Consider the following 9,162-nt stretch of genomic DNA (forward strand, 5'->3'; position numbering starts at 1 on the left):
TAAAACGGGATATCGTTTGACATAGAGCGAAGTTTGGCAGATGAAGGAAATCAGAGACGATGGCAGTACAGAAGAAGGTACAGAAAAGCACAACTAAGAAAAAGAAACGAAAAAATAGAAAGAAGCGGTATGATCTGTCCAGGGTCTGGATGGCATTGGGAATGCTGATCGTGATTCTTCTTGTGATTTTCGGTGTGGCACAGCATCAGAAGACGCAGAATGCGGCACAGCAGATGTCAGGACTTTCTGCCATCGATGGCAGCCGGCCGGATCTGGATGTGGAACTGCTGACAGTCAATCCGTACTCACGACCGGGGACGGCTCTGACACAGGTAAACGGTATCGTGATCCATTATACAGCCAATCCGGGAGCAACAGCGATCGCAAACCGGAACTACTTTGAAAATCTGAAAGATACGCATACGACAAAAGCCAGTGCGCATTTTATTGTTGGTCTGGAAGGTGAAATCGTGCAGTGTATACCGACGGCAGAGATTGCCTATGCTTCTAATGACAGAAACAGTGATACCCTGTCCATTGAATGTTGTTACGAAAAGGATGACGGATCCTTTAACCGGGAGACTTATGAGTCCGTGATACGTCTGACAGCATGGCTGTGCAACAAATTCGGACTGACGTCAGAACAAGTGATCCGGCATTATGATGTGACCGGAAAACTCTGCCCGCTGTATTATGTGGAGCATGAGGATGCCTGGCAGCAGTTTAAGGCAGATGTGGATACAGCGATCCAGGCAGGAGAAAACAATACAGGAACACAAAACACGGGAGAAAATGGATGAGAGAACTTTATGAAAAAATAAAAAAAGGGACAGACCGCAGAGCAAGTCTGATTGCCCTGAAAAAAGAATTGAAAGATGAAGCAAAGAAAAAGGTGTTTCTCACCATGACCGGAAACCGTCTGGATGAAATTATGAAATGCCTGGTGGATGAAGACCCGAAGGTGCGGAAAAATGCGGTAGCTATTCTCGGCGAATTACATTGTCAGGATGCGTTGGATGTGCTGATGGATGCTTATGAGGAAGAGGACAAATTGTTTGTCCGGGAAGCTTATGTACAGGCACTTTCTGCGATTGACTGCAGCGAGTATCTGCCTCAGCTGGAAGAGCGGTTGCAGGAACTGGCAGAATATGATGCTCCGGAAGAGGAAAAGAAGCATACCCAGGCAGAACTGCATGCATTGCAGGAACTGATCCTTCAGAAAAAAGGCGTGAAAAAACATACGTTTAACGGATGGAATCGTTCCAGTGAAGTGTTGCTTTTAACATTGCCGGCATTTCGGGATGTGCTGGCAGAGCAAGTGACCGGAAAGAAAAAAATATTGAAATCCGGAGTCCGTACCATAGTATCTGATTTTGAAGATACGATGAAGATCCGTATGTTTCAGGAATTGCTTTTTGTCATTCATACACAGACAGAGAAACATGTCCTGTCTTCTGAACCGGAAACCCTGGCAGCGCAGCTGGCAGGTTCGGATCTGCTGCAGATCCTTGCAGAGACACATAAGGGAGAAGCACCGTTCTATTTTCGGATCGGTGTGTCCGGCGGAATGGCTCTTGAGGAGCGGAGCAGTTTTTCCAGACAGACAGCAGCAGCCATTGAGAAGGCTTTTGCACGAAAGCTGATCAATTCTACTTCCCACTATGAAGTTGAAATTCGTCTGCTGCAGAACCGTGAGGGTGGATTTGTACCGCTGCTTAAGCTGTATACTCTGCCGGATCACCGGTTTGACTACCGCAGATATTATGTGGCAGCCAGCATGAAACCAACTATGGCAGCAGGGCTGCTGGCACTGGCAAAACCGTATCTGAAGGAGCATGCACAGATTCTGGATCCGTTCTGCGGTGTAGGAACATTACTGATCGAGCGCCGGTTTCTGGTGCCGGCACGAAATGCTTATGGCATTGACAGTTTCGGGGAGGCTGTTGAAAAAGCACGGGTGAACAGCAAAATTGCAGGAATGCAGATAAATTATATCAATCGTGATTATTTTGATTTTGTGCATGACTATAAATTTGACGAGATCGTCACAGATCTTCCGGCTGGCAATCTGACAAAACCGGAACTGGATGTGTTGTACCGCAGATTTTTTGAAAAATCCGATGAGGTACTGACAGAGGATGGCCGCATGATCTTTTTCTCCAGAGAGATGGGTCTTGTGAAAAAGCAGCTGCGTCTGCATCCACAGTTCCGTCTGGCGCAGGAATTCTGCATTCAGGAGAAAAACGGAAGTTATTTATTTATTATTGAAAAACGTCAGTAAAAATGTCGGAAGTGTGATGCCCCATTTTTACAGATGGCAGCGGACACAAATCGCTATTAGTATCAGTCAGAGGGAAGAAGACAGGAGAAACGCATGCTTCAGAATTCATTTCAGGAACAGTTGGAAGATTGTCCGGTGATCGCAGCGGCAAGAGACAGGGAGGGACTGGCACGCTGCTGTCAGTCCGAGAGTGGCATCGTATTTATTTTATTCGGAGATGTCTGCACCATTTCAGAAATCGTAGATCATGTTAAATCCGCAGGGAAACTTGCATTTGTACACATGGATCTGGTGAATGGACTTTCCAGTCGTGAGATCAGTGTGGATTATATTCGAAAAGAAACAAATGCGGATGGAATCATTTCCACAAAACAGCCACAGATCCGCCGTGGAAAAGAACTTGGGTTATACACCGTGCACCGTTTTTTTGTTATTGATTCCGCAGCCTATGAGAATGTGGAAAAATGTACAAAAGCGATTCGTCCGGATTGTGTGGAACTGATGCCCGGTGTTATGCCAAAGGTTATCCGCCAGATGGCAGAAACACTGTCCGTTCCGGTGATCGCAGGCGGTCTGATTTCCGATAAAGAGGATATTATTGCTGCATTGGATGCAGGTGCGGCGTCGATTTCAACGACGAAAGAAGAACTGTGGTTTCTGTGATTTACAGAAGAAAAAAATGTGATTAAGTTGAGGAAAAGAATTACGGAGGTAGCGCAAACATGTATGATTGTATTATTATCGGAACCGGTCCGGCAGGCTTATCTGCAGCATTGAACCTGAAAACTTACAAAAAAAGTTTTGTATGGTTCGGTTCCAAAAATCTGAGTGATAAAGTGCAGAAAGCAGAAAAAATTACAAATTATCCGGGATTTCCGGAGCTGACCGGACAGGAATTGTTTTCTCGTTTTACAGATCACATACAGAGCGCCGGTCTGGATATTACAGAAAAGACAGTGACAAATGTTATGTCAGTCGGAACGTATTACATGGTACTGGCAGACAATGAAGTCTACGAGGCAAAAACACTGATCCTTGCCATGGGTGTGATGACAGCAAAACTGCTGAAGGGTGAAGACGAGTTACTTGGCAGGGGTGTCAGTTATTGCGCTACCTGCGATGGTATGTTCTATAAGGATAAGGAAATCGCAGTACTGTGTAATGATCCAAAATATGAGCATGAAGTAGAATACCTGGCAGATCTGGCAGCAAAGGTAACTTATTTTCCAATGTTTTCAGACAGTCAGATAAAAAAAGAGAATGTTACGATTTCGAAAGACTTTCCGTTGGAAATAAAGGGCAGTGACCGGGTAACCGGTCTCGTGTTAAAAAGCGGAAAGGTGTTGGAGCTTGACGGCATTTTCTGTCTGCGCAATGCTATTGCGCCCTCCAAACTCGTTTCCGGATTAGAGATTGAGAATGGACATATCAAAGTGGATCGCACCCAGAAAACAAATCTGCCCGGCTGTTTTGCAGCGGGAGACTGCACCGGTCGTCCGTATCAGTATACAAAAGCAGTGGGAGAAGGAAATGTGGCAGCACATAGCTGTATCAGTTATCTCACAGAATAGCTTCTATGAAAGACAAAAGCGTCGTAGCAATACGGCGCTTTTTAGGTTTATGAATGAGGTGCATTGACAGGAGATTAGATGAAAATGAATATTCACAAAGATAAAATGCTATGGTATAATACAAGGTACTGTATTGGGGCTTCTTATGAAAGAAGCTGAAATTAGGAGGAAATAGAGAAAATGAAATTAGGAATCGTGGGACTGCCAAACGTAGGAAAAAGTACCCTGTTCAATTCACTGACAAAAGCCGGTGCTGAGTCAGCAAACTATCCGTTTTGTACCATTGACCCGAATGTGGGTGTCGTAGCAGTACCGGATGAGCGCTTGAAATTACTGGGAGATATGTATCATTCCAAGAAAGTGACACCGGCTGTTATTGAGTTTGTAGATATTGCAGGCTTGGTAAAAGGAGCCAGCAAAGGTGAGGGACTCGGAAACCAGTTTCTGGCAAACATTCGTGAAGTAGATGCAATTGTACATGTGGTACGTTGCTTTGAGGATCCAAATGTTGTTCATGTAGACGGAAGTGTAGATCCGGCCCGTGATATTGAGACCATCAATCTGGAGCTGATCTTTTCTGATATCGAAATTCTGGAGCGCCGTATCGCCAAAACAAGCAAAGGTGCCAGAATGGATAAGAAACTGGCAAAAGAGCTGGAATTGTTAGAGAAGATCAAAGCACATCTGGAGGACGGTCAGCTGGCAAAAACCTTTGAGGTAGGCGATGATGAAGATGATCAGGAATGGTTTGCTTCTTACAATCTGCTGACTGCAAAACCGGTGATTTATGCTGCCAACGTATCCGAGGATGATCTGGCTGATGACGGCGCAAACAATCCGCATGTGGCAAATGTACGCAAACTGGCTGCAGAGGAAGGCTCTGAAGTATTTGTTATCTGTGCACAGATTGAGCAGGAGATCGCGGAACTGGATGATGATGAGAAAGCAATGTTCCTGGAAGATCTGGGACTGAAACAGTCCGGTCTGGAAAAACTGATCAAGGCAAGTTACAGCTTACTTGGTCTGCTGAGTTATCTGACTGCAGGTGAGGATGAGACACGAGCATGGACCATCAAAAAAGGAACCAAAGCTCCGCAGGCAGCCGGAAAGATCCATACTGATTTTGAGCGCGGATTCATCCGTGCCGAGGTTGTAAACTACAAAGATCTCCTGGAGTGCGGCTCACTGGCTGCAGCCCGTGAAAAAGGTCTGGTAGGACTGGAAGGAAAAGAATATGTGGTACAGGACGGCGATGTGATCCTGTTCCGTTTCAATGTATAAAACGATTGAAGCAGGATGCCTATTGGCTTTAAACAATGGGTAGTTCACAAGAGAATAAGCGTATATAAAAAAATAATCTGATGCATCAGCAGCATAGCTTCATAAAACAGTATCATATGCACGTTCCTGGCAACTATGAATAAGATAAAAGAACAAAAAAATCCGGGAAGTGCAGGATGCGTTTATGTGAATTTTCAAAAAAAGAGGTTATCAATGTCTCTGACTGCAAATGTCTGGGATGTGTCTGTGATCTGAAATTTGATGAATGCAGTGGACAGATATGTGCGATGATCATAAAGGGACCTCCGAAGTGGTTTCATCTGGTAGGCTGTGACACGGAATATGTCATAGACTGGAAAAAAATTGTTCGGATCGGACCGGATGTAATACTGGTAGACATTTGTGCAGAAAAATGTCTGCGTAAACTTTAAGCAATTTTATAAATACGGAGGAAAAGAGCGATGAAATGCCCTTATTGCAGCAGCGATAATACAAGAGTCATTGATTCCAGACCGGCAGATGATAATTATTCCATCCGCCGGAGAAGACTTTGTGATGATTGTGCAAAGAGATTTACGACTTATGAGAAGGTGGAGACCATTCCGCTGATCATTATAAAAAAAGACAATACCAGAGAACAGTATAACCGTTCAAAAATCGAGGATGGTGTACTGCGCGCCTGCCACAAACGCCCGGTGTCCGTTAACCAGATCAATCAGCTTATTGATGAGGTGGAGACTGAAATCTTCAATATGGAAGAAAAAGAAATCCCAAGCAGTGTCATCGGGGAATTGGTGATGGATAAGCTCAAGGATCTGGAAGCAGTGGCATATGTGAGATTTGCATCGGTTTACCGGGAGTTCAAAGATGTAAATTCGTTTGTGGAAGAACTAAAAAAAGTGTTGGATAAATAAAATTTATGAGGTTAGACTTGTGGGAGTACGAAACAATTCGTATGGCATCTTTTAACCCAAACATCAATTTATGCATGTAATACGGAGGTGGTTTATGTTTCAAAAATTTTATCCGGATCTGTATGTATCCTCTACATATGAGATTGATTTTGACCGGTTGTACCGGTCCGGATACCGGGGATTGATTTTTGATATTGATAATACATTGGTAACACATGGAGCACCTGCAAATGATCAGGCGAAACAGCTTTTTGCACATCTGCATGAGATTGGATTTGCCACCTGCCTGATTTCTAATAATCAGGAGCCGCGGGTAAAACCATTTGCGGATGCTGTGCATTCTCTGTATATTTATGATGCGCATAAGCCATCAACAAAAAATTATGAGAAAGCTATGGAGCAGATGCATACGGAGAAGGGCAATACGATTTTTATCGGAGATCAGATGTTTACCGATGTGTTTGGTGCCAATCGGACAGGAATTCCATCCATAATGGTAAAGAAAATCCACTGGAAGGAAGAAATTCAGATTGTTTTAAAACGGCGGTTGGAAGCCATTGTGCTGATCGGTTACCGCAGATACAGAAAGACACATAAAAGTATATTAGAGTGAGAAATGATTGTCACGGACATAAACAGTGAATATGAAAATGATATCGGTGACAGGAATCAATCCTAGGATAAATGAAAAAACGGAGGGAAGAACAATGAAACTTGTAATTGGTAATGACCATGCAGCAGTAGAACTGAAAAATGAGATCAAGGCATATCTGGAAGAGAAAGGTCATGAGGTGATCAATATCGGTACAGATACACATGACAGCTGTAATTATCCGGAGTACGGCGAGAAAGCCGGACGTATGGTAGCAGCAGGTGAAGCGGACGGTGGTGTGCTGATCTGTGGAACCGGTGTCGGTATCTCCATCGCTGCAAACAAAGTAAAAGGGGTACGTGCGGCAGTATGTTCCGAGCCGGTAACAGCCCGTCTCGTAAAAGAACATAACAACGCAAATATCATTGCTTTCGGTGCCAGAATTGTAGGCAGTGAGACTGCAAAAGCAATTGTGGATGCATGGCTGGATGCCAAATTCCAGGGTGGCCGTCATCAGACACGTATCGATATGATCCATAAAATTGAGGAATAGTCTATAAAAAGGTTGAAAAATCACGGTTTTTCATATAGAATAGATAGAAGTAATAATTACCATATATTTGTGGTAATAGAAGAAAAGACCGAGAGTCTTAACATACAAGGAGGATTTTTGAATGGCAAACGCAGGAAAGGTAATCGGAAAAGGTGTTACAATCGAGCTGGAAGGCAATGTATACAGAGTAGATGATTTCCAGCACGTAAAACCTGGAAAAGGCGCAGCTTTTATCAGAACAAGATTAAAAAATATTAAAACCGGTGGTGTTGTAGAGAAAACATTCCGTCCGACAGAGGATGTAGAGACAGCACACGTTGACAGATCTGAGAAACAGTATCTGTACAATGACGGTGATTTATATTACTTCATGGATACAGAGACATATGATCAGATCGCTCTGAGTGCAGATGCAATCGGTGATGCTCTGAAGTTCGTAAAAGAGAACGAGGCAGTTACAATGCTTGCTCACAACGGAGATATCTTCGCAGTTGAGCCGCCGATGTTCGTTGAACTTGTTATTACAGAGACAGAGCCAGGTTTCAAAGGCGATACAGCAACAGGTGCTACAAAACCGGCAACTGTTGAGACAGGTGCTACTGTGTACGTTCCGTTATTCGTAAATGAGGGAGACGTAATCAAGATTGATACAAGAACAGGCGAGTACTTATCACGAGTGTAAAAAATAGTGAGCAAAGCGAACTATTTTTTTAATGACGGAGTGGATTGTAAATATCCGCTCCGTTTTCTGTTTGACGAGGATTAAGGAGGACGTATGAAATACGATTTTGACAAAATAGTAGACCGTCATGGAACGGACTGTTATAAATGGGATATGATTGCAAAAAGAAAATTACCGGCGGATACGTTACCACTCTGGGTGGCAGATATGGATTTTGAGACGGTTCCGGAAGTGAAAGAACGGTTAAAAGAAGTGGCAGATCGTGGTATATACGGTTATTCCATGCTGGGTGACGGCTATTATCATGCATTGAAAAACTGGTTTTCTGAGCGGTTTGGATGGCAGGTGGAAAAAGACTGGGTGATCGTCACTCCGGGTGTGGTATTTGCGCTGGCAGCAGCAGTCCGTGCTTACACAAAAGAGGGGGACAGCGTTATGATCCAGCGCCCGGTTTATCATCCATTTACCAATGTGGTAAAAGAAAACGGACGAAAACTGGTGAATAATCCACTGGTTATGGAAAACGGAAAATATCACATGGATTATGAAGATATGGAGCGCAAGATCACAGAAGAACAGGTAAAACTGTTTCTGCTTTGCAGCCCGCATAACCCGGTGTCCCGTGTCTGGACAAAAGAAGAACTGTGTCAGGCTGCCGAAATCTGTAAAAAGCATGGTGTCATCATGATCGTGGATGAGATTCACTGTGATTTTGTATATGAGGGATATCATCACACCAGTTTTGGTACACTGAGTGAATATGCAGACAATGCAGTGATCTGTACGGCACCGAGTAAGACATTTAATTTGGCAGAACTGCAGCTGTCCAATATTATGATCCCGAATCCGGAACTGAGAAAGACCTTCCAGGCAGAGATGGACAAAGTATTTTACTCCGATGCAAACCTGTTCGGACAGGTATCCTGCCAGGCAGCATATGAATATGGTGCACAGTGGATGGATGAATTACGAGTATATCTGCAGGGAAACATTACATACATCCGTGATTATCTGGCAGAGCATCTGCCCAAAGTCCATCTCATCGAGCCGGAGGGAACCTATCTGCTTTGGGTGGATTTCCGGGAATATGGACTGTCTGCGGAAGCACTGAATGCGAAGATCCTGAAAGATGCAAGAATCTGGTTTAATGAGGGCTCTATGTTCGGACCGGAGGGGGCAGGGTTTATGCGGATCAATATTGCAAGTCCCCGCAGTATGATCGTGGAAGCAATGGAACGTCTGGGAGAAGTCTTCGGAGAATGAACGCAGAATAAGCATTCCCCCGCTT

At 44.1% G+C, this 9,162-nt stretch carries 11 protein-coding genes; all 11 read left to right on the forward strand.

Annotated elements, in window-relative coordinates; translation table 11 throughout:
- Nucleotides 1–59: 59 nt before the first annotated feature.
- On the forward strand, nt 60–800 hold the full coding sequence (locus tag HMPREF0373_RS03560; RefSeq protein WP_021738230.1) for a peptidoglycan recognition protein family protein: 741 nt from the start codon (nt 60–62) through the stop codon (nt 798–800).
- Entirely contained in the window at nt 797–2,281 is a 1,485-nt protein-coding gene (locus tag HMPREF0373_RS03565) for a HEAT repeat domain-containing protein (RefSeq protein ID WP_021738231.1), read from the forward strand. Before HMPREF0373_RS03560 ends, HMPREF0373_RS03565 begins: the two co-directional genes overlap by 4 nt.
- Nucleotides 2,282–2,374: 93 nt before the next feature.
- Nucleotides 2,375–2,944 carry a glycerol-3-phosphate responsive antiterminator gene (locus HMPREF0373_RS03570; RefSeq protein WP_021738232.1) on the forward strand — a complete coding sequence of 190 codons (570 nt, stop codon included), beginning with the start codon at nt 2,375–2,377 and terminating at the stop codon, nt 2,942–2,944.
- A 59-nt stretch (nt 2,945–3,003) separates the two neighbouring features.
- Nucleotides 3,004–3,852 (forward strand): NAD(P)/FAD-dependent oxidoreductase, encoded by an 849-nt coding sequence (locus HMPREF0373_RS03575; protein WP_021738233.1) that lies wholly within the window; start codon nt 3,004–3,006, stop codon nt 3,850–3,852.
- A 180-nt stretch (nt 3,853–4,032) separates the two neighbouring features.
- Complete coding sequence (ychF, locus tag HMPREF0373_RS03580; RefSeq protein WP_021738234.1) at nt 4,033–5,133, forward strand: redox-regulated ATPase YchF; 1,101 nt, start codon at nt 4,033–4,035, stop codon at nt 5,131–5,133.
- Between the two features lie 176 nt (nt 5,134–5,309).
- Nucleotides 5,310–5,564, forward strand: coding sequence for a YlmC/YmxH family sporulation protein (locus HMPREF0373_RS03585; protein ID WP_021738235.1), 255 nt, complete (start codon nt 5,310–5,312; stop codon nt 5,562–5,564).
- A 30-nt stretch (nt 5,565–5,594) separates the two neighbouring features.
- The gene (nrdR, locus tag HMPREF0373_RS03590; protein ID WP_021738236.1) at nt 5,595–6,047 is read left to right on the forward strand and encodes a transcriptional regulator NrdR; all 453 of its coding nucleotides are present in this window, start codon (nt 5,595–5,597) and stop codon (nt 6,045–6,047) included.
- Between the two features lie 94 nt (nt 6,048–6,141).
- The gene (locus HMPREF0373_RS03595; protein WP_022034952.1) at nt 6,142–6,660 is read left to right on the forward strand and encodes a YqeG family HAD IIIA-type phosphatase; all 519 of its coding nucleotides are present in this window, start codon (nt 6,142–6,144) and stop codon (nt 6,658–6,660) included.
- 94 nt (nt 6,661–6,754) lie between these two features.
- Nucleotides 6,755–7,192, forward strand: coding sequence for a ribose 5-phosphate isomerase B (gene rpiB, locus HMPREF0373_RS03600; protein WP_022034951.1), 438 nt, complete (start codon nt 6,755–6,757; stop codon nt 7,190–7,192).
- Between the two features lie 121 nt (nt 7,193–7,313).
- Nucleotides 7,314–7,874, forward strand: coding sequence for an elongation factor P (gene efp, locus HMPREF0373_RS03605; protein ID WP_021738239.1), 561 nt, complete (start codon nt 7,314–7,316; stop codon nt 7,872–7,874).
- A 93-nt stretch (nt 7,875–7,967) separates the two neighbouring features.
- Nucleotides 7,968–9,137 carry a MalY/PatB family protein gene (locus HMPREF0373_RS03610; RefSeq protein ID WP_021738240.1) on the forward strand — a complete coding sequence of 390 codons (1,170 nt, stop codon included), beginning with the start codon at nt 7,968–7,970 and terminating at the stop codon, nt 9,135–9,137.
- Nucleotides 9,138–9,162 lie beyond the last annotated feature (25 nt).

It is taken from the genome of Eubacterium ramulus ATCC 29099 (assembly GCF_000469345.1).
Lineage (GTDB): Bacteria > Bacillota > Clostridia > Lachnospirales > Lachnospiraceae > Eubacterium_I > Eubacterium_I ramulus.